Origin of the sequence: Comamonas testosteroni (assembly GCF_014076415.1) — a bacterium.
Lineage (GTDB): Bacteria > Pseudomonadota > Gammaproteobacteria > Burkholderiales > Burkholderiaceae_C > Comamonas > Comamonas testosteroni_F.
Map to the genome: position 1 here is coordinate 5,164,706 of NZ_CP043568.1, position 19,794 is coordinate 5,184,499.

Annotated in this window: 16 protein-coding genes; 2 read left to right on the forward strand and 14 right to left on the reverse strand. The window is 63.1% G+C overall.

What is annotated here, in order from left to right:
* Positions 1-13: 13 nt before the first annotated feature.
* The 11 genes from F0P97_RS23805 to F0P97_RS23855 form a co-directional block, all read right to left on the reverse strand.
* Positions 14-1,129, reverse strand: coding sequence for a CobW family GTP-binding protein (locus F0P97_RS23805; RefSeq protein WP_182284583.1), 1,116 nt, complete (start codon positions 1,127-1,129; stop codon positions 14-16).
* Between the two features lie 210 nt (positions 1,130-1,339).
* Positions 1,340-2,386, reverse strand: a complete 1,047-nt coding sequence (locus F0P97_RS23810) for a tyrosine recombinase XerC (protein ID WP_182287305.1) — start codon at positions 2,384-2,386, stop codon at positions 1,340-1,342.
* A 24-nt stretch (positions 2,387-2,410) separates the two neighbouring features.
* A complete protein-coding gene (locus tag F0P97_RS23815; RefSeq protein ID WP_003069020.1) occupies positions 2,411-3,124 on the reverse strand; it encodes a DUF484 family protein in 714 nt (237 codons plus the stop codon).
* Entirely contained in the window at positions 3,121-3,999 is an 879-nt protein-coding gene (dapF, locus tag F0P97_RS23820) for a diaminopimelate epimerase (RefSeq protein WP_182284584.1), read from the reverse strand. Before dapF ends, F0P97_RS23815 begins: the two co-directional genes overlap by 4 nt.
* Before the next feature lie 50 nt (positions 4,000-4,049).
* Positions 4,050-4,610: a MarR family winged helix-turn-helix transcriptional regulator gene (locus F0P97_RS23825; protein ID WP_182284585.1), complete on the reverse strand. Its 561-nt coding sequence runs from the start codon at positions 4,608-4,610 to the stop codon at positions 4,050-4,052.
* A gap of 96 nt (positions 4,611-4,706) precedes the next feature.
* The gene (locus F0P97_RS23830) at positions 4,707-6,470 is read right to left on the reverse strand and encodes an acyl-CoA dehydrogenase family protein (protein ID WP_182284586.1); all 1,764 of its coding nucleotides are present in this window, start codon (positions 6,468-6,470) and stop codon (positions 4,707-4,709) included.
* Positions 6,471-6,637: 167 nt separating this feature from the next.
* Positions 6,638-7,645 (reverse strand): Bug family tripartite tricarboxylate transporter substrate binding protein, encoded by a 1,008-nt coding sequence (locus tag F0P97_RS23835; protein WP_182284587.1) that lies wholly within the window; start codon positions 7,643-7,645, stop codon positions 6,638-6,640.
* 90 nt (positions 7,646-7,735) lie between these two features.
* On the reverse strand, positions 7,736-8,743 hold the full coding sequence (locus F0P97_RS23840; RefSeq protein ID WP_182284588.1) for a Bug family tripartite tricarboxylate transporter substrate binding protein: 1,008 nt from the start codon (positions 8,741-8,743) through the stop codon (positions 7,736-7,738).
* Between the two features lie 179 nt (positions 8,744-8,922).
* Positions 8,923-9,690: an SDR family NAD(P)-dependent oxidoreductase gene (locus F0P97_RS23845; RefSeq protein WP_003081161.1), complete on the reverse strand. Its 768-nt coding sequence runs from the start codon at positions 9,688-9,690 to the stop codon at positions 8,923-8,925.
* 60 nt (positions 9,691-9,750) lie between these two features.
* The gene (locus tag F0P97_RS23850; protein WP_182284589.1) at positions 9,751-11,655 is read right to left on the reverse strand and encodes a feruloyl-CoA synthase; all 1,905 of its coding nucleotides are present in this window, start codon (positions 11,653-11,655) and stop codon (positions 9,751-9,753) included.
* A 38-nt stretch (positions 11,656-11,693) separates the two neighbouring features.
* Positions 11,694-12,476: a crotonase/enoyl-CoA hydratase family protein gene (locus F0P97_RS23855; RefSeq protein WP_182284590.1), complete on the reverse strand. Its 783-nt coding sequence runs from the start codon at positions 12,474-12,476 to the stop codon at positions 11,694-11,696.
* Between the two features lie 159 nt (positions 12,477-12,635).
* On the opposite strand from F0P97_RS23855, the gene F0P97_RS23860 reads away from it, so the two are divergent.
* Together F0P97_RS23860 and F0P97_RS23865 are read left to right on the forward strand one after the other, a co-directional pair.
* Positions 12,636-14,330, forward strand: coding sequence for an MBL fold metallo-hydrolase (locus tag F0P97_RS23860; protein ID WP_182284591.1), 1,695 nt, complete (start codon positions 12,636-12,638; stop codon positions 14,328-14,330).
* Positions 14,331-14,396: 66 nt separating this feature from the next.
* Positions 14,397-15,164 carry a pseudouridine synthase gene (locus tag F0P97_RS23865; RefSeq protein WP_182284592.1) on the forward strand — a complete coding sequence of 256 codons (768 nt, stop codon included), beginning with the start codon at positions 14,397-14,399 and terminating at the stop codon, positions 15,162-15,164.
* Between the two features lie 13 nt (positions 15,165-15,177).
* Here the strand turns inward: F0P97_RS23865 and F0P97_RS23870 are convergent, their stop codons facing one another.
* The 3 genes from F0P97_RS23870 to F0P97_RS23880 are packed head-to-tail and all read right to left on the reverse strand — an operon-like array spanning position 15,178 to position 19,750.
* A complete protein-coding gene (locus tag F0P97_RS23870) occupies positions 15,178-16,290 on the reverse strand; it encodes a siderophore-interacting protein (protein WP_182284593.1) in 1,113 nt (370 codons plus the stop codon).
* The gene (locus tag F0P97_RS23875) at positions 16,287-17,558 is read right to left on the reverse strand and encodes an MFS transporter (RefSeq protein ID WP_182284594.1); all 1,272 of its coding nucleotides are present in this window, start codon (positions 17,556-17,558) and stop codon (positions 16,287-16,289) included. The genes F0P97_RS23870 and F0P97_RS23875 overlap by 4 nt, the downstream gene beginning before the upstream one ends.
* Complete coding sequence (locus F0P97_RS23880; RefSeq protein WP_232538038.1) at positions 17,558-19,750, reverse strand: TonB-dependent receptor; 2,193 nt, start codon at positions 19,748-19,750, stop codon at positions 17,558-17,560. Before F0P97_RS23880 ends, F0P97_RS23875 begins: the two co-directional genes overlap by 1 nt.
* Between the last annotated feature and the right edge of the window lie 44 nt (positions 19,751-19,794).

Here is a 19,794-nt window from a genome sequence, read left to right on the forward strand (position 1 = left end):
CCAAACCAAGGGTTTACACCAGGCATTGATCCAGTCCCTGGCGAAGAATGTCCTGCGGCAGGTCGATGCCGATGAAGACCATTTTGCTGACTCGCTTTTCATCGGCTTCCCACTCGGGCCCCAGATCGCTGCCCATGAGCTGGTGCACGCCCTGGAAGATGACCTTTCGGCTGGTGCCCTTCATGTCGAGCACGCCCTTGTAGCGCAGCATCTTGGGGCCGTAGATATTGACGATGGCGCCCAGAAAGTCTTCCAGCTTGGCCGGGTCGAACGCGCGATCGGCGCGGTAGACAAAGCTCTTCACGTCATCGTCGTGATGATGGTGGTGCGGGTGATTGCAGTGCTCGCCATGCTCGTGGTCATGGTGATCGTGGCCGCAATGCTCGTCGTGCTGATGTTCATGATCGTGCTCGCATTGGCCATGGTCATGGTCGCAAGCGCTGTGGTCGTGATGATCGTGGTCGTGATCATCTTCCTTGAGGAAATCAGGGTCGATGTCCAGCTTGGCGTTCAGGTTGAAGCCACGCAGGTCGAACACTTCGCTCAGGGGCACATCGCCAAAATGAACGGCACGGATGGGCGCACGAGGGTTCATATGTTTGAGGCGATGGATCAGCGCCTCCTTTTCCGCATCCGTCACGAGATCGGTCTTGGACAGGAACATCTGGTCGGCAAAGCCCACCTGGCGGCGCGCTTCCTGGCGGTCGTCGAGCTGCTGATTGGCATGCTTGGCATCCACCAATGTGATGATGGAGTCGATCAGATAGGTCTCGGCGATCTCGTCATCCATGAAGAAGGTCTGGGCCACGGGGCCGGGGTCTGCCAGGCCGGTAGTCTCGATCACGATGCGGTCGAAGTCCACCAGTCCCTTGCGGCGCTTGGCAGCCAGCAACTGCAAAGCCTCGCGCAGGTCTTCACGGATGGTGCAGCAGATGCAGCCGTTGCTCATCTGCAGAATCTGTTCTTTGGATTCGGTCTTGAGAATATCGGTGTCGATGTTCTCCTCGCCGAACTCGTTCTCGATCACGGCAATCTTCATGCCGTGGGATTCGTGCAGCACGCGCTTGAGCAGCGTGGTCTTGCCCGAGCCCAGAAAGCCCGTGAGGATGGTGACTGGAATGAGAGCCATGCGTTGAAACCTCTTGCTGCGGCCAGCCGCCACATGCGGCTGTCCAAAAAACACGGGCGGCGCATCCCTATGCGCGCTCCGGTGATAACAGCTGGGGAGTGTAGCGGTGCTTTCAAGCGCGCATGGGCAGCAGGGACGGCAGAAATTTCAGCAAGAAATCGCCTCCATCAATTACCCAATAATCATTTCACGCTATCAAATCAGGATTCTTCAGTCTTGTTCTTCGTCGTCCGGCTTGCGCAATGGGCCGGACGTCTCGCCGACACTGCTGCGCTGCGCACGCGGGTGGGCTTTTTCATAAGCCTGGGCCAGATGCTGGAAATCCAGCCGCGTATATATCTGCGTGGTGGCAATGCTGGAATGCCCGAGCAGCTCCTGTACGGCACGCAGATCGCCACTGGACTGCAGCATATGACTGGCAAAGGAATGACGCAGCACATGCGGATGCACGCCAGTCGCAAGCCCCGCCTGCTGGCCTCGCCGCTTGAGACGTGACCAGACCGACTGGGCGCCGAGCCGCTCGCCCCGGCGGCCGACGAACAAGGCTGCTTCATCCTGTGCCTTGAGCTGTGCGGCCCCGACCAGCGCGCTGCTGCGCAGCGCCAGCCAGCGCTGCAAGGCCAGGATCGCCATGCGCCCCACGGGCACGATGCGTCGCTTGCTGCCCTTGCCCTGAACGTGGGCATCGCCCGCCTCCAGGTCGATCCACCCCCTGCCTTCATGCCGACTCTGCTGGTCGGGCCGCAGATCCAGCCCCACCAGTTCGGCCACACGCAGGCCGCAGCTGTAGAGCAGCTCGGTCATCGCGACGTCGCGCGCCTCCATCCACGGATCAGCTTCGGGGTTCTGAAAACTGGCCAGTTGCACGGCGTCGTCCACAGCCAGTGCCTTGGGCAGGGGCTTGGCAGCCTTGGGGCCGCGCACGCCCTCCACGGGATTGAAAGGCACCAGCTCCCGCTGGGCCGCCCAGCGAAAGAAGCTGCGCCAGCCCGAGAGAATCAGTGCGATGCCGCGTGCACTGCGGCCGGCGCCATGCATTTGCGCAGCAAAGCGGCGGATATGCGATGGCTGCAGCGTCAAAAGCTCCTGAGCTGCCGCCTGCGCAAAGCTCTGCAGCTTGATCAGGTCCAGCGCATACAGCGTATGCGTGCGCTCGGCCAGGCGCTTTTGCACACGCACATGCTCCAGATAGCTATGGACAACTTCCGGAAGCTGCGCGTACTGCTCCTCAAAAGAGGGCTGCTCGCGCTCTTGCATCGGCATCTACACCCTTTTGCAGCCTCAGCCGTGCGCCAGCGTCAGCGCAGGAGCGCGCATGCGCGAGAGCGATGCACTGGCCAGCTCGGAGATGCGTGAAAGGAATTCAAGGCCCATGGTGGCATCGAAGCGAAGCGGGTCGGGCGAGCCCAGCACCAGCATGCCAAAGGCGTTGGAAGTGCTGTCCATGGCACCGTCATGCAGGGTCAGCAGCGCGACCGACTGCACAGCATTGGGGTTGGGCAGCCAGGTCACGGGTTCGAAGCCCATATTGGGGCCGCAGAACGGCATGGTCAGAGACGAGGCAAAGGCCTTGGCATCATCGCTCACTCCCATGGTGTAGACGGTGCCGCTGTGCGCGCCCGCCACATTCCACAGACGCAGTGCGACCTGGGGTACATCAAACGTGTGCTGCAGGCTGGCGGTTAGCGCATGGGGCAGCTCGCGCAGGTCCTGCACCTTGACCAGGGCATGGGTCCACTGGTGAATCTTGTTGGCGATGGATGCGTTCTCGCTGCCATGGCGCACCATGTCCATGATGCGATGCTCCAGACCCTTGATCTTTTCGCGCAACATCTCGGCCTGACGTTCCTGCAGGCTGACGGCACGTGGGCCGTGGCCGCTGATCAAACGCACGCCCGTCAGCATCTCGGCGTGGCGCTCGAAGAAATCGGGGTTTTCCTGGAGGTAATCGGCAATCGACTCTTCGGTCATGGCGGTATCGGTCAAGCTGTTCATAAAGTATCAGGTATGTCGATCTGGCCTTCAAAAACAAATTCGGCAGGGCCTGTCATGCGCACGCGATCCTGCGCACCGCCAGCCCATTCAATGGTAAGCAGACCACCGCGGGTATGCACATCGACGCGCTGGTCGAGCAAGCCCCAGCCAATGCCGGCCACCACGGCGGCACAAGCCCCCGTACCGCAGGCCAGGGTCTCGCCGGCACCGCGTTCATAGACACGCAAGCGGACTTCACCGCGGTTGAGGATCTGCATGAAGCCGGCGTTCACACGCTGAGGAAAACGGGCATGGTTCTCGATCAACGGGCCGTGCAACTCCACCAAAGCGGCATTCACATCGTCCACCAGTTGCACCGCATGTGGATTGCCCATGGAAACGGCTGCTATCCAGACTGTAGCTGGCTGCAAAGGCGTGTCGAGTGTCAGAGGCCATTTTTGTGTTGACCCCAAGGCTTCTGGCTCCAGACCGCCGGTCGTGAACGGCACCTTGGCCGGATCCAGCTGAGGCGCACCCATATCGACCGTGACGCGGCCATTGCCATGAATTTCGGGGGCAATGATGCCCGAAAGGGTCTGTACGCGAATCACGCTCTTGTCGGTCAGACCCTTGTCATGCACATAGCGCGCAAAACAGCGTGCGCCGTTTCCGCACTGCTCGACCTCGCCACCGTCGGCGTTGTGGATGACATATTCAAAGTCCACGCCCTCTGCGGGAGCCGGACGCACCGTCAGGATCTGGTCGGCACCCACGCCAAAGTGACGATTGGCCAGGTAGCGGTACTGGGCGGTGCTCAAGCCCAGGCGAGCCTGGGTTTCGTCGAGTACGACAAAGTCGTTGCCCGCACCTTGCATCTTGGTAAAGCGAATCTGCATGATGCCGCACATTATCGCGCCGGGCGCAGGATCTGCGCCATGCCATGGGATCAGCGATACAGCTTTTGCAGCAACTCCATGAGCTGCACCTGCTCGGCAGCACTCAGATGCGAGATGGCACGGGTCTCGCTGCTCTTGAGCTCGGGCTCGGCGGTGTCCACCAGTTCGCCCCCGGCGGCGGTCAGGTACAGCCCTGTGGCGCGCCCGTCGCGCGGGTGCGGACGCCGCTCCAGAAAGCCGCGTTTGCCCAGCGCATCGATCATGCCCACCATATTCGGCGGCAGCACGGCCAGTTGCTGACAGAGCTGGCGCGAGGTGATGCCCGGATTGCTGCCCACCAGAGACAGCACGGAGAACTCGACGATCTTGAGGTCAAAACGCTCCATGCAGCGCATGAAGACCCCCACCAGAGCCAGCGAGGCGCGCCTGGCGTTGTAGCCCAGCAGGGACTCCAGAAAGCTGGCATTGACCTGATCGACGGCAAAAACCTCGGCACTGTCCCTGGGCTCCTGCCCCGAGCCCGGAACGTCCGAGCCGGCCTCTCTGGAGCGCGTGCCGCGCAAAGAGCGTGCAGGTTTGGAGTCTGGTTCAGCAGTCTTGTGAGCGAGCATTGGCGATGTCAACTTCGAAGGCAAAAGAGCAATCCAGGAGCGCGATGAAAAGACTGCAATTGTGCCGGCATTGCTCGCATCTTGCAGCCATTTAGATCAATGCGCGGAGGTGAAGAGCTGGTTGCCATGTACGACGGAAGCCTGCGCCCACTGCGCCTTCATCAGAGTCAGACGCCAGTCCATTTCGGGCAATATGCGCTGCTGCACCTGCTTGCAGGGGCCTCGCCAGCGCTCACTATCGCCCCCCGCCGTGGCCGCAATACGTGCCCACGCCCAGCCCAGCAGTACCACGGCCACGCAGCGCAGATAGTCGTCGGCCACGCGCCAGGCCAGGGTGTCATCTTCCTTGCAGGCCTGCGCCAGCACCGTGGTGAAGTAGCGCAGCTGGGCCAGGCAGCGCAGCACTTCTGCATCCAGCGTCCGACTTGCATCCAGGCTGTTGCGCAAAGTCAGCAGCCATTGCCCCATGGCCTGACCACCGTCCGGCAACACCTTGCGCACCAGCAGGTCGATGGCCTGAATTTCATTCGTGCCTTCGTAAATCATGGCCACGCGCGAATCGCGCACGATCTGTTCTATGCCCCACTCGCGGATATAGCCGTGGCCACCGAATACCTGCAGACAGGCGCTGGAACCATCGAACGCCTGCTGGGTCCAGGCCGCCTTGAGGACGGGGGTGATCAGACTGCACCATTGCTGGGCCTGATCACATGTCTTGGCATCTTCGGCATGTCGCGCCACATCGAGATAAATACCGGTCTGGTAGGCGAGCACACGCCCGCCATCCACCCAGGCGCGCTGCAGATCGAGCGTACGGCGAATGGCCGGATGCTCGATGATCAGATCCGCTGCATCATTCGGGCCACGCGAGGCCGGCACCGCCCCCGGTGCACGCATCTGGCGGCGTTCCAGCGCATAGGCATGGGCCTTCTGGCATGCCGCATCCAGCAAACCTATGCCCTGCAGCGCCACATGCAGACGCGCGGCATTCATCATGACAAACATGGCGTTCAGGCCCGCTCCGGGCTGACCGATCAGCCAGCCGGAAGCTGCATCAAAGCGCATCACGCAGGTGGGGCTGCCGTGCAGGCCCATTTTCTCCTCGATGCGCTCGCAGACCACGCTGTTGCGCTCGCCATCTGACAATAGCTTGGGCACGAGAAACAGCGACAGGCCCCTGGGCCCTGCAGGGGCCCCGGGCAGACGCGCCAGCACCAGATGCACGATGTTCGCGCTCAGATCATGCTCGCCGCCCGAAATGAAAATCTTGCTGCCGCTGATCTCGAAGCGCTCGCCCAGCTCGGATTCGCCAGCCGGCACGGCCTGCGTGCGCACCTGCCCCAGGTCGCTGCCCGCATGGGCCTCCGTCAGACACATGGTTGCCAGCCACTCGCCGCTAGCCACCTTGGGCAGATAGACGCTCTTCAAGGCCTCGCTGCCATGGTGCTTGAGGCACTCATACGCTCCATGCAACAGACCCGGTGCCATGGTCCAGCCATGGTTGGCAGCGCTCAGCCATTCATAGAGCACGCCTTCCAGCACCCAGGGCAGCCCCTGGCCTCCATCCTCCTCGGCACAGGCCAGTGCAGGCCAGCCAGCCTGCCAGAAGTCCTGATAGGCCTGGGCAAAACCAGGCGGTGTGGTGACCTTGCCCGCTGCAAACTGCACACCGACCTCATCGCCTTCACGCGACAGCGGCGCCACGACCTCGCCCACCCATTTGCCGGCCTCCTCCAGCACCTGCTGCATCAGCCCCCGGTCTGTTGCCACATGCGCCGGCAGGCGCTGCAATTGCTCATCGGCCTTGAGCACATCAAATAGAAGAAACGCGTTATCGGCACTGGCGGGCAAATAGGACATACAAAACCGGCTGCCAAGCAGCAAATAAAAATCTCTGAAGGCTGCCCCATTCATGCCGAAGCGCGGCCCAAGCCAGGGATGCCAAGCAAGGGCCGCCCCGCAGCGAGGGCATCGTCCCCCTCCCGCGCAGCGAGAGAGGGGGAAGCCGCAAAGCGGCTCAGGGGTGATCAGGTATCAGCCGTAAACCCAATCTGCTTGACCAGCGGGCCCCAGCGCTCGAACTCGGCCTGCTGCGAACGGGCCATTTCCTCGGGCGTGGAGCTGGTGGCAATCAGACCGACCACACCCACGCTTTCCTTGAGAGCCTCGCTCTTGAGCGCTGCCGTGATGGCAGCATGGGCGCGTGCACGCACTTCGGCGGGCGTCCTGGCATTGGCATAGAAGCCGAACCACTCCTCGGCCGTCAGATCGGCAAAGCCCTGCTCGGCAAACGTGGGCACATTGGGCAGATAGGGGTTGCGCTGCGGACCGCTGGTGGCCAGCACGCGCAGCTTGCCGGCCTTGTAGTAGCTCAGGAAGTCGCCGCTGGGGCCCATCACGGCAGCAATCTGTCCACCGGCCAGGTCGGACACTGCAGGCGCCGTGCCACGATAAGGCACATGGCTGAGCTTGATGCCCGAACGCAGGCTGAGCAGGGAGCCGATCAGATGCGGCTGGGTGCCGGCACCGGGGCTGCCGAAGCTGGCCTTGTCGGGGTTGTTCTTGCACCAGGCCAGGAAGTCCTTGAGCGTCTTGACCTCGGCCGGCACGGCGGGACCGACAGCCAGACCGTGGTGCATGATGGCTCCGATGGAGATCGGCTCGAAATCCTTGGCCTGATAGGTCAGCTTGCTGTAGATATGCGGGTAGATGGAGAAGGCCGAGACCTGGGACAGCACGATGACCGAGCCATCGCCCACGGAGTTGCGCAGATTCTCCAGCGCGATGCGGCCGCCGGCACCGGGCTTGTTTTCCACCACGCCCATGTTCTTGGAGTAGCTGGTGCCGCCGATCTTTTCCGCCACGCGTCGCGCCACCGAGTCACCGGCGCTGCCTGCGGGGAAGCCGTACAGAATGCGCACCTGCTCCAGCGGTCCACTGCCCTGTGCATAAGCATTGCGGCCGGCGATGCCGCCGAATGCGGCCAGCGCGGCACCAGCGCCCAGGCCTTTGACGAAATTGCGACGATCTTGCATGTTTGTCTCCTCTATTGTTCGATCGCTATGTGCAGGCTTGAGCCTGTCTGAAAAATCCCGACCCGAATGCTATTCGATACCGAGGGGTCATCAGGAATCGCCTGTAAAACCGATCTGCTTGACCAGCGGTCCCCAGCGCTCGAACTCGGCCTGCTGCGAACGGGCCATTTCCTCGGGTGTGGAGCTGGTGGCAATCAGGCCGACTACACCCAGACTTTCCTTGAGCACGTCGCTCTTGAGCGCTGCCGTGATGGCCGCATGGGCGCGTGCACGCACTTCGGCCGGTGTCCTGGCATTGGCGTAGAAGCCGAACCATTCTTCGGCCGTCAGATCGGCAAAGCCCTGCTCGGCAAACGTGGGCACATTGGGCAGATAGGGATTGCGCTGCGGCCCGCTGGTGGCCAGCACGCGCAGCTTGCCGGCCTTGTAATAGCTCAGATAGTCGCCGCAAGGCCCCATGATGGCGGCGATCTGTCCGCCCACGACGTCCGAGACACCAGGGGCCATGCCACGATAAGGCGCATGGCTGAGCCTGACGCCGGAGCGCAGGCTCAGCAGCGCCCCCAGCAGATGCGGCTGACTGCCGGCACCGGGGCTGCCGAAGCTGGCCTTGTCGGGGTTGCTCTTGCACCAGGCCAGAAAATCCTTGAGCGTCTTGACCTCGGCCGGCACGGCGGGACCGACGGCCAGACCGTGGTGCATGATGGCTCCAATCGAGATCGGCTCGAAATCCTTGGCCTGATAGGTCAGCTTGCTGTAGATATGCGGGTAGATGGAGAAGGCCGAGACCTGGGACAATGCAATCACCGAGCCGTCCCCCACGGCATTGCGCAGGCTCTCCAACGCGATGCGGCCGCCGGCACCGGGCTTGTTTTCCACCACGCCCATATTTCTGGTGTAGCTGCTGCCACCCATTTTTTCGGCCACACGGCGAGCCACCGAGTCCCCCGCGCTGCCTGCCGGAAAGCCGTAGAGAATGCGAACCTGCTCCAGCGGGCCTCCACCCTGGGCATAAGCACTGCGGCTGACGATGCCGCCGAATGCGGCCAGCGCTGCGCCAGCGCCCAGTCCTTTGACGAAATTGCGACGACCTTGCATGACTTGTCTCCTGCTTGAAATACGGACTCTTCGGTCCTGTGGAATCAATACCTGCCTCAATCTTTGGCACTGAGCTGGCTCTGGCACTCTCCAGGCCAGAGACATCGAGCAAGGGCAGCCCCGCAGCGATGGTGTCATCCCCCTTGGGGGAAGGCGCAGAGTGCCTCAGGGGTTAACACTTACCGAGGTGCCATGCGCAGCGCACCATCCAGGCGAATCACCTCGCCATTGAGATGATCGTTGTGCACGATATGCACGGCCAGATCTGCAAACTCCGAAGGCTTGCCCAGGCGCGAAGGAAAGGGAATGGATGCCGCCAGCGACTGCTGCACAGGCTCGGGCAATTCCTTCATCAACGGTGTGGCGAACAGGCCTGGAGCCACGGTGCAGACACGAATGCCGTGCTGGGCCAGATCACGCGCCATGGGCAGCGTCATGCCGACCAGGCCGCCCTTGGATGCGCTGTAAGCCTGCTGCCCCACTTGGCCGTCAAAGGCAGCCACCGAGGCGGTATAGAGAATCACACCACGAGCACCGTCCTCCAGCGCTGCCAGCTTGGCGCAGCGTGCGGCAAACAGTCGCGTCATGTTGTAGCTGCCGACAAGGTTGACGCGAATCACGCGCTCAAAGTCTTCCAGCGGCGCGGGCTCGCCGTCGCGGCCGATCACGCGCTTGGCCGTACCGATGCCGGCCACATTCATGAGAATGCGCGCATCGCCACCCCATTGCTCGCGCACGGCATCCAGCGCAGCCGTGACGCTGGCCGCATCGCAGATATCGCACTCCAGCGCCAGTCCGCCGATCTCGGCAGCCACCACCTTGGCCTTGTCGAGCTGGCGATCCAGCACGGCAACCCTTGCCCCCGCGGCAGCCAGTGCACGCGCCGTGGCTTCGCCGAGGCCCGAGGCTCCCCCGGTCACGATGGCAATCTGATCCTGAACTTGCATATCACTATCCTTTCAAAAGCTGCTTGCGCTTTCTGTTATCGGGCTCAAGCCTGTTCTGGCTCAGAGATTGGGCTTCAGGATCAAGGCCAGCGTTTCGTCATACAGGCCGGTCACCACATCGGCGCGATGCTGGAGCACGGCGCGCTGGTTGATGGAGCCCTTGTCCGTAACCTCGCCCAGGTCCAGCGATGGCGGCTTGACCGCAGCCACCGCACGCGCAATGCGGGTGGCACTGCCAGTTGCCGTCTGCGCCAGCTGGTTCAGAACCGTCTGCAAATGCTGCTGCACGGGCTCGCTGTGCATGATCTGCTCCAGCGTCGCCCCCGCTTCCAGACCGCTCAAGGCCGCACAGGCCGGGGTCCCGAAAACGATGGCACCGACCTCCTTGCGATCCAGGCCGGTCAGCACCACGTCCTGAATATAGGGGGCGCCCGCGTGAATGATCCTGGCGCGCAACGGCCCCACGTTGACGAATGTGCCCGTGGCCAGCTTGAAGTCTTCGGCAATGCGGCCATCGAAGCGCAGGCCCTGGTTTCGATCCTGCGGGTCGCGCCACTGCACGGCGTCGCCGGTGCGGAAATATCCGTCCTCGTCAAACGCCTCCTGCGTCGCTTCAGGCGCGCGCCAATAGCCGGGCGTGACGTTCGGGCCGCGATAGCGAACCTCCAGCTTGCCATCCACGGGCGCCAGCTTGAGCTCCAGACCCGGCACCGGTACGCCCAGGTCCCCGGAACGCACGTCGGGACGGTTGATGAACAGGGCCGATGGCGAGGACTCGGTCATGCCCAGGCCGGTTCCCATCACGATGCGCTCGCCACACTCGGCCTCCTGCGTGCGGTGCAGGCTATCCCAGACGGGCTGCGCCAGAGAGGCTCCGGCGTAGAAGAACATCTTGACGCGCTTGAGCAGGCTGCTGCGCAACTGCGCATCGCTCTCCATGGCACGGGCGATGTATTCGAAGCCCGTGGGTACGTTGAAGTAAACGGTGGGAGAGATCTCGCGCAGATTGCGCAGCGTCTCGGCAATGCCCGCCGCCGTAGGCTTGCCCTCGTCGATATAGACAGTGCCGCCGTGATAGAGCGCGAGGCCGATGTTCTTGTTGCCGCCGAAAGTGTGATTCCAGGGCAGCCAGTCCACCAGCACGGGCGGGCCTTTGACCATATCGGGCATGGTCTGGGCAATCTGCTGCTGGTTGGCGCACCACATTCCATGGGTGTTGATGACGGCCTTGGGCAGCTTGGTCGATCCCGAGGTGAACAGGAACTTGGTGATGGTGTCTGGCCCGGTGGCCTGCATGGCGGCATCCGCCGCAGCCGTGTGCTCGGTCGCAAGCAGGTCGGCAAACAGGGTGCAGGTCTGGGCATCGACGGCCGGCTGGCGGTACACCACCTCACAGCCCTCGGGCAGCACGGCACGTACCGCCTTGTCATAGCGCGCAGCATCGGCGGCAAAGATCAGGCCGGGCGTGAGCGTGTCGACCACATGGCGCAGCTTGGCGTAGTCGGTGCTGACCAGTGAATAGGCCGTGGAGACCGAGCAATAGGGCACGCCTGCATACAGGCAGCCCATGGCCAGCATGGCATGATCCAGATCGTTCTCGCTGAGGATGATGACGGGACGCTCTGCCGAGAGCTTTCTGTCCAGCAAGGACTGTGCAATGCTGCGCGCCGCTGCCAGCGTCTGGGCATAGCTGATGCGTTGCCAGTCTCCTGTGCTGCCGTCGGCCAACCGCTGCCGCTGGGCGATGAAGGTCTGCTGCGGCGTGGTCTTCGCCCAGTGCACCAGCCTGTCGGTCATGCGCGCTGCGTGCTCTGCCAGCGCCTGGTCGGAGCGCACGTAGAAAGTGCCGTCGCCTGCCTCCCTGACCTGGATGCTGCGCACGCCGAACTCCAGCTCTCGGTAGCGGGGCCTGCTCCCCTCTGCCACCTGGCCGAGGGCCTGCATGGCTGTGTCTGTCTCCTGCATTGTCTTTGTCTCCACAGCTTTGTTTTTCGAGAGTGCTTTCAGTCCTTGCTGACCTTGGCAGCCCGCCCGGACAGAAATTCCTGCAAACGGAACTTGGCTTCTGGCGCGCTCTGCGCCACGGCGGCCATCAGCGCTTCGGTCATCAGACCCTGATCGGCAGGCTGATCGGCAATCCGGGGCAGCGCGTGCATCAGGGCGTAATTGGTCATGGGGGCGTTTTCGGCAATGCGCAAAGCCAGTTCCACGGCCTTGTCCAGCGCATGCCCTTCGGGCACCAGATATTGCGACAGACCGATGCGCTCGCCTTCTTCCGCCTTGTACACACGACCCGTGAACATCATGTCAGCCATGCGCGCCGCACCGATCAGGCGCGGGATGCGCACCGAGCCGCCGCCGCCGACGAAAATGCCGCGCGAGCCTTCGGGCAAGGCATAGAAGGTGCTGCTGTCGGCCACACGGATATGACAGGCGCTGGCCAGTTCCAGGCCGCCGCCCACCACGGCGCCATGCAGGGCGGCGACCACGGGCACCGCGCCAAACTGCACCTGACGCAGCGCCTCATGCCACATGCGCGAGTGTAGAACGCCCTGGGCCGCATCGCGCTCGCTGAGCTCGCTCAGATCCAGGCCGGCGCAGAAATGCGGTCCATCGCCATCCACCACCGCCGCACGCACACTGGCGGGCAGATTCATGAACACATCGCGCAGACCCAGCACCAGCCCATCGGACAAGGCGTTGCGTTTGGCGGCACGCATCAGACGAATGACGGCAACCTGCCCGGCTTCGCCGCGAAACTCAACTGCAATTTCTTTATGAGTCATAACCATTCCTTTTGCATCATTATTGTTATTTAAAATAACTAAATGCAAGACATCCCAGGCCGTTTGCTCTCAGTGCTTTCCCCGATTCGCGCAGCTTGAGTGCACAACTAGTCCAGGCGTGATATTCACGAACGCGGCGACTTCGCATAATGTGACCTCATGACATCACCCAGCCAGACCCGCCCCAGCCAGTTGCTTCAGCCCCAGCGCGCGCCAGTTCCCGTGCGCGAAGCTTCCACGCTTTTGTTGCTGCGCGACTGCGCTGATGGCAATGGTTTTGAAGTACTGATGACAAGGCGTGCCGATCAAGGCATCTTTGCCAATGCCTATGTTTTCCCCGGTGGCGGTCAGGAAGATGAAGATGCAGCCCCAGCCAGTCATGCACTGGCGCGCGTGCGCCCCGGCATGATCGCCGAGGCGGGTGACGAACGCATTACCCAGGCTCTGACAGGCATTCGCGAGACTTTTGAGGAGTTGGGCATCCTGCTGGCCTATGACCAGGCCGGCCAACCCGTTCCTCCTGCCCAAGTTCAGCAACTGGACCGCAAGGCATCGCTGTATGAGCAATGCAGTGCGCGTGGCTGGACGCTGGCAGTGGACCAGCTCTGGTATCTGGCGCACTGGACCGCACCACTGGACCTGCCCAAGCGCTTTAACGTTCCGTTCTTTGTGGCCCGCATGCCCGAGGGGCAGACGGCGGTAGCCGACGAAAGCGAGCAGTTCGAGCCTACCTGGATTTCTCCACAGGATGCGATTGCGCGCTTTGAAGAGAAAAAGCTGTTCATCCTCTTTCCCACCCAGCGTACATTGCAGCGCATCGCTCACCTGCCCGATACCCAGGCCGTGATCAACGCCCTGCTCAACGAGAAGCCGCTGTGGCAGGCCTGCCCCCGTGGCGGCCACCTGAAAGGCAAAGACACACGCCATATCGAAACCGATATGGCCTATGGCGAGCTGGAAATGGTGCTGCCCGACGGCCACGGCATTCACCATCTGGACTGGCAGCCTGAAAAAGCCGTGCCGCTGCGCAAAAACCTGCTGCGCCTGACAGCCCCCAACTCCGGCATGATGACCGGCCCCGGCACCAACAGCTATCTGGTCGGCGATGCGCATACCGGCTATATCGCCATCGACCCCGGACCGAACGATGCCGAGCATCTGCAGCGCCTGCACGATGCCGCCGGCGGCGATATCCGTTTCATCGTCTGCACCCATTCCCACCCCGATCACTCGCCGGGTGCCGCGCCGCTGCAGGCCATGGTCCTGCTCTCGGGCCACGCCAGGCCGCCCATCATGGGCCTGCCTTCAGCGCCCACGGCACGTACCAACAGTCGCTTCAGACCCGAGGTGACGCTACAGGACGGGGAGCGCATCACGCTTAGCGGGAAAGGGGCAGAAGGCGAGATCACGCATACGCTGCAAGCCATCTTCACACCAGGCCACGCAGCCAACCACCTGTGCTTTCTGCTGGAGGAGGACGCGCTGCTATTCAGTGGCGATCACATCCTCAATGGCAGCACCACCGTCATCAGCCCGCCGGACGGCAATATGATCGATTACCTCGATTCGCTGGACCGGCTGCATGCCATGTGCCTGGAGCATGACATTCGCTACATCCTGCCCGCCCATGGCTATGTGCTCGGCTTTGCGCGTCATCAGATCACCCGCCTCAAGGCCCACCGCCTGGCACGCGAGGCCAAGGTGCACCAGGCCATGCGCACCAAGCCGGACGGCAGCATTCAGGACTGGGTGGCGATTGCCTACGCCGACACGCCGCAGGCGCTGTGGCCCGTGGCCCAGCAATCGCTGCTGGCGCATGTGGAGCGCATTCAAAAGCTCTGCCTTGGCAGATAGCGCGCCGCAACCGACGCGCTAGACCTGTGGACAACTAGGACATGGCCGGAGCATTAAGCTCTCGTCATGTCTGAATCCCTGCCTGAACAAGAAAGCATCCGCCTGGCCAAACGCGTGGCGGAGCAAGAACAATGCTCGCGCCGCGAAGCCGAGCTCCATATCGTCGCGGGCAATGTCCAGGTGGACGGCAAAGTGGTGCAGGTGCCCGAAACCCGCGTGCACCCCGATCAGGTAGTGATCCTGCGCAAGGATGCCAAGCCTGAAGCCATTCCGCCCGTCACCATCCTGATGAACAAGCCTGCTGGCATGACCCAGGGCCCGGCCTATGGCCGCGTGCGCAGCGCGCATTCGCTGCTGAGCGAGGATACCAAGGCCAAGCTGGACACACCCATGCCCCAGCTGGTGCTGGATCATCACTTCAGGAATCTGGAGTCGTTTCTGACGATTCCCCTGCCCGCCAGCGGCCTTATCGTCTACACCCAGGACAAGCGCGTGGCACGCAAGCTGGCCGAGGAAGGCATGTGGCTGGAGCAGGAAATCATCGTCGGCGTGGAGGGCCGGATCATTGAAGATGGCCTGGAAATTCTGTACGAAGGTTTACCTATCCCTGGCGGCAATGGCCATCGCCGCATGCCCCCCTGCCATGTGAGCTGGCAAAGCGAAAACCATCTGCGTTTCGCTCTCAAGGGCATTGCGCCCGAAGAGATCGAGAAGATGTGCGCCGCCATCGGCCTGACGGTGGTCAGCATGCGCCGGCTGCGTCTTGGCCGCGTCTCTCTGGCCAAGGTGCCCGAGGGTCAGTGGCGCTATCTGATGCCCTGGGAAAGGTTCTGAACGGATTGGCACCTTAGCGCCAATAACTGCTCACCAGTCTGCGCACGCTGGCTGCGGGGGCATGACCGCGCACCCACTGCCGTATGGCTACGGCCATGGCCTGACCGCCCGCAGCCCATAGCTGCGTGCCTTGGGGCTGCGACCAATCCTGCTGCTGCAGCCAGGCCAGCACCGCCGCGATGCCCTCCTCCGATGCCCCCGGCCTGCCAGCGCAGAACCAGGTGACATGCCGCTGCAACTGCGCGGGCAGCGCCCCGCACTCCTGCGGCGAGTCGACCCAGCACCAGGCATACGCCTGCCGGCCAGGCTGGGAGTCTTCCAGAATGCGGGCCACAGCAGGCAGGCCACAGGCATCCGCCAGCAGTATCAGCCGGTCGGCCTGAGGCACTCTGCCGCCCGAAGGGCTGAGGACACCGACCTCATCGCCGGCCGCAGCCGTCATACCCCATCGCACACCGGGCCCCAGCGGCCCATCACCCTCCCGCGCATGCAGCAGCACGTCGATATCGATGGCGCGCGTCTGCGGGTCCCGCGCCCGGATGGTGTAGCTGCGGCGTGGCAGCCCGGGAGCTCCGTGTGGCCAGAGCAGGCGGCCGTCAGCATCTATGAGCGGCCACTGGAGCATAGCGCCCGGAGTCGGCAGCAGCAAGCGCACATGCAGGCCGTCCGGAGCCAGATCCTCGAATCCCTTCTGCGCCTGGGCCTGCAAGCGCAGGCGCCGCATATGCGGCGTCAGCACCTGGTTGCTAAGCACACGCCAGACATTCAGGCTCAGACTGTCGCCCGCGCTCCCGCTGTCCCTGTCACTCTCCCAGGCAATACACCATTGCGCGGCGGGAATGCACAGCTGCTCGGCAAACTGCTGCAGGTGCTCGCCCAGGGACAGCTGCATCAGCTGCGCCATGCGCCCATCCACGGCCTGCAATTCGCAGGCTATGCGCGAGCCCCCCGCAAGGCGCAGCTCCAGGCTGCCCACCTGGTCGAGTTGCAAATGCACCGAGCCTGGTGGCTCGGTGTGCCGGACCTGGACCTCATCATCCTCCAGATGTGCGGCAAACCAGCGGATAAAGGCGGCGGCATCGGGCAGCTGCAACTGAGCGGACGCAATGTGTGCTTCGGATGTCATGCGGCAGCCTCCACGGATCCGCCACTGGTGCAGCGGTAGCTCAGCAACAACCTGGCCACGGCCAGCCAGCTGAAAACGGCCAGCGCGCTGGTCACGGCAAACAGGCCCGAAAAGCCGAACTGCTTTGCGATGAAACCACCCGCCATCGAGCTGAGCATATAGGTCAGAAACTCCGCACAGGCCAGGATGGTGAAGTCCGTACCCGGCTGCAAATGGCTGGACGCCGACATGAACAAGGCATAGAGCGCGACCATTTCCATGTAGCGCAAAAGGCTGAGTGCCATGGTGAGCCCGACCAGCGGCAGATCCGAACCCAGCCAGTGCAGCGAATGCAGCAGGAACAGAGCAAAAACCAGGGTGCGTATGCCGCTCAATGCCAGCAGCACCTGCTCACGGCTGCGCCAGCGCAGCCACAGTGCGGCCAGCGCGCTGCCGGCCAGACCCGCAATGGCTGCCCCAGCGCCACCAAGCACCCCCACCTGGCCCAGCGACAGCTCGTTGTGCAGCAGATAGCTGCTTTCCATGGAGCGCTGCATGCCTTCGCTGAGCCGGATGACCACGGCCAGCGCCAGCACCGACAGCATACCGGGACGCTGCAGGAAGTTGCGCAGACTGGGCCCGGTCTTTGCTCGCCCGGGCGCTGCTGCCGCCGGCATGCGCTCAGGGTCGGGCTCGGGCTCGGGCTCGGGCTCGACCATCCAGGGTAGCGTCAGCAGCGGCAACAAGCACAACGCAGCCATCAGCAGCAGTGCCGGCTGCCAGCCCAGGCGCTCCATGAGCACCAGAGACAGGGAGCCGCCTATGAGCACCCCGCCAGCCACCGCAGCCGCCTGTATGGCATTGCCACGACCCAACTCGGTGCCGCGCAGTTGCTGTGTGGCATAGCCGTCGGTAGCGATGTCCTGCGTGGCCACGGACAGAGAGATCAACATGCCGATGGCAACAATGGTGGCGATGGGTACCTGCGGTCCACACAGCGCCAGCAGCACGACGCCGGCTGCCGTGGCCAGTTGGGTGCAGAGTATCCAACTGCGCCTGTGGCCCCAGTCCAGGGGCTGCCAGCGGTCCACGAAGGGAGCCCAGAGGAATTTGAGGACCAGCGGCAGCATCAGCACCGACAGCATGCCCACCTGCTGCAAAGGCATGCCGGCCGCGCGCAAGGCAGCCGGCACGGCCATGATCAGCAGATAGCCGGGGATTCCCTGAGCAATGTACAGAGCCACGAGCACGGTCCAGAACCCACGCGGGCGGGCATGGTACTCCTGCATCAATACTCCACACGGTAGTTCAGCGTAAAGGTGCGCCCGCGCCCCTGGAAGGCAAAGGCCTGCGGCGAGACGGCTCCCACGCCGTAGAGCGCCATGGCGCGCTGCGACCAGGTGGTGAGGTACTGCCTGTCCAGAAGGTTCTGGATGCCGAAGTTCAACGTGCCCAGCGACAGCTTCACGCTGCCCAGCAAGTCCATGGTGGTGAAGCCCTTGATGCGCTGTGCACTCTCATCCTCGAGCCTGAACTGATGCGTCGCCTGCAGTCTGAGCTTCCACGGCGATGGTGCCCATTGCACATAGGTGCCCAGCTTGGACGGGCTCGCCGTCATGATGCTCTGCCGCGACCACTCCCCGCCCTGGCGCGTCTGCGAGCGTATCCACAGCCAGTTGCCGCCTGCACTCCACTGCGAACCCATGGCGTAGTCCAGCGAGCCCTCGATGCCGTAATTGCGTCGTCTTTCGTCCGCCACCTTGATGGTCACGTTGTTGTTGGCATTGTTGATCTGCAGCGTCTGGTCTGACCATGCGTAGAACAGCGCCGCCTGCAGCTTCAGGGGACCGCCATGCGTCTTCCAGCCCCATTCGAGCTGGCGTGTCTTGATGCCCTTGAGCGGAGATCCGGCAGGATCGATGCCGCTGACCAGTTGCCAGCGCGAACCATTGAGCGTGTAGTTGCCCTGGCCGTAGTACTTGGCAGGATCGGGAAGCTCGAAGCCTTCGGAGTAGCTGAGCCAGGTACTGTGGGCCTTGCTCAGCTCATAGGTGGCCCCCAGGTTAAACAATCCGACCTTGTAGCTGTTCTTGCCGCCGCGGATGGCATCGGCCGTCGTTCCACGGCCCAGCAGCAGGAAGAGCTGCTGGTTGAAGCCCACGAAGTCGCCCACCTCCAGGCCCATGTGCTGGTAGCGCAGCCCGCCGCTGAGGGTCAGCTCGGGCTTGAACTTCCATTCAGCCTGGGCAAACAGCGCCGTCGTATCGACTCGATAACCCGGATAGCGCCCCGTGCTGCCTATGGCGCGGTTCACCATGCCTCCCGAGGCCATGACTTGGCCTGTATCGAACACGGTCGCCGATCCGTCGAAGGTTTCGCGGTCCCAGTCCAGGCCGTAGCGCAGGCTGACATTCCCCCAGGATTTGGCCAGTGCGGACTTGAAGCCCCAGCTGTCCGTGTTCTGGTGCGAGGCGGTGACCACGGAGCTGGGAAACGGCGCAAAGTCCATCTTCTCCTTGCGCCAGAAGCTCTGGATATAGAGATTCTGGCCGCCGAATACCTGCTCTACGTGGTAGTCCGCGTTGAACATGGCACGCTCGGTCTGGGGCATCACATCGCTGACAAAGCCACCGCGCTGCTCCAGCAGCCCGGGCCTGCCGCCGAAGATGCCCGCGAGATTCGGCCCCCCATAAAGATAGGAGCCACCGTCGAACCTGTTGCGGTAGTACTGAGCGCCGAGGCTCAGGCTTTGCCGCGCATCGATCTTGAGCTGCAGGTTACCCATCAGATCCACGATGCGCGTATTTTGCGCATCGGTCTGCGCGATGTCGGTACGCACCGGATCGCCCTTGCCGTCATAGAAACTGCCGTTTTGCTGCAGCGCGATGCCCAGCCGGGCCTGAACGCGGTCATTGCCGCCCGCGATGGACTGAGCGAGTCGGTACTGATGATCACGGCTGCCCTGAAACCCCGAGGTCACGCCCAGCTCGCTGCTGAAACGCGTGGGCGCATCCGAGGCCTTGCGCGTGATGATGTTGATGACGCCGCCGGTCGCTCCGCCGCCATAGAGGGCGCTGGCACCGGCAAGCACCTCGATGCGCTCGATGTTGAACGGATCCACGGCATCCAACTGCCGAGCCGTGCCGCGCGAACTGTTGAGTGACACACCGTCGATCATTACCAGCATGGTGCGTCCGCGCAGGTTCTGGCCAAAATTGCTGCGCGACTGCCCTCCCAGGTCTATACCCGGGACCAGCTGGCCCAGGGCCTCCTGCAGATTGCGGCCAGCGCCCAGTTGTGCCTGGAGCTCTGCATGCTCGATCACCTGCACGCTCGCGGCCAGTTCGCTGCGGATCTGGGGGGCAGCCGAAGCGCTGACCTGCTGCTCGGATAGCACGACCTCGGTCTGCGCCGCCGCCCCCCCTGCCACGACAGCCGTCACCACGACGGCCACTCCCTCCAACAACCCGATTTTTCTCATCTGGATACCCACATTGAATGCACGAATAGCCCCAGAAGAATAAA

What these genes read in the sequence shown, in the direction of transcription:
- F0P97_RS23835 (WP_182284587.1), bottom strand. Translation starts at nt 7,645, where the DNA reads ATGCAAGATCGTCGCAATTTCGTCAAAGGCCTGGGCGCTGGTGCCGCG.
- F0P97_RS23880 (WP_232538038.1), bottom strand. Translation starts at nt 19,750, where the DNA reads ATGAGAAAAATCGGGTTGTTGGAGGGAGTGGCCGTCGTGGTGACGGCT.
- F0P97_RS23865 (WP_182284592.1), top strand. Translation starts at nt 14,397, where the DNA reads ATGTCTGAATCCCTGCCTGAACAAGAAAGCATCCGCCTGGCCAAACGC.
- F0P97_RS23875 (WP_182284594.1), bottom strand. Translation starts at nt 17,558, where the DNA reads ATGCAGGAGTACCATGCCCGCCCGCGTGGGTTCTGGACCGTGCTCGTG.
- F0P97_RS23850 (WP_182284589.1), bottom strand. Translation starts at nt 11,655, where the DNA reads ATGCAGGAGACAGACACAGCCATGCAGGCCCTCGGCCAGGTGGCAGAG.
- F0P97_RS23845 (WP_003081161.1), bottom strand. Translation starts at nt 9,690, where the DNA reads ATGCAAGTTCAGGATCAGATTGCCATCGTGACCGGGGGAGCCTCGGGC.
- F0P97_RS23840 (WP_182284588.1), bottom strand. Translation starts at nt 8,743, where the DNA reads ATGCAAGGTCGTCGCAATTTCGTCAAAGGACTGGGCGCTGGCGCAGCG.
- F0P97_RS23825 (WP_182284585.1), bottom strand. Translation starts at nt 4,610, where the DNA reads ATGCTCGCTCACAAGACTGCTGAACCAGACTCCAAACCTGCACGCTCT.
- F0P97_RS23815 (WP_003069020.1), bottom strand. Translation starts at nt 3,124, where the DNA reads ATGAACAGCTTGACCGATACCGCCATGACCGAAGAGTCGATTGCCGAT.
- F0P97_RS23855 (WP_182284590.1), bottom strand. Translation starts at nt 12,476, where the DNA reads ATGACTCATAAAGAAATTGCAGTTGAGTTTCGCGGCGAAGCCGGGCAG.
- F0P97_RS23830 (WP_182284586.1), bottom strand. Translation starts at nt 6,470, where the DNA reads ATGTCCTATTTGCCCGCCAGTGCCGATAACGCGTTTCTTCTATTTGAT.
- dapF (WP_182284584.1), bottom strand. Translation starts at nt 3,999, where the DNA reads ATGCAGATTCGCTTTACCAAGATGCAAGGTGCGGGCAACGACTTTGTC.
- F0P97_RS23810 (WP_182287305.1), bottom strand. Translation starts at nt 2,386, where the DNA reads ATGCAAGAGCGCGAGCAGCCCTCTTTTGAGGAGCAGTACGCGCAGCTT.
- F0P97_RS23860 (WP_182284591.1), top strand. Translation starts at nt 12,636, where the DNA reads ATGACATCACCCAGCCAGACCCGCCCCAGCCAGTTGCTTCAGCCCCAG.
- F0P97_RS23805 (WP_182284583.1), bottom strand. Translation starts at nt 1,129, where the DNA reads ATGGCTCTCATTCCAGTCACCATCCTCACGGGCTTTCTGGGCTCGGGC.
- F0P97_RS23870 (WP_182284593.1), bottom strand. Translation starts at nt 16,290, where the DNA reads ATGACATCCGAAGCACACATTGCGTCCGCTCAGTTGCAGCTGCCCGAT.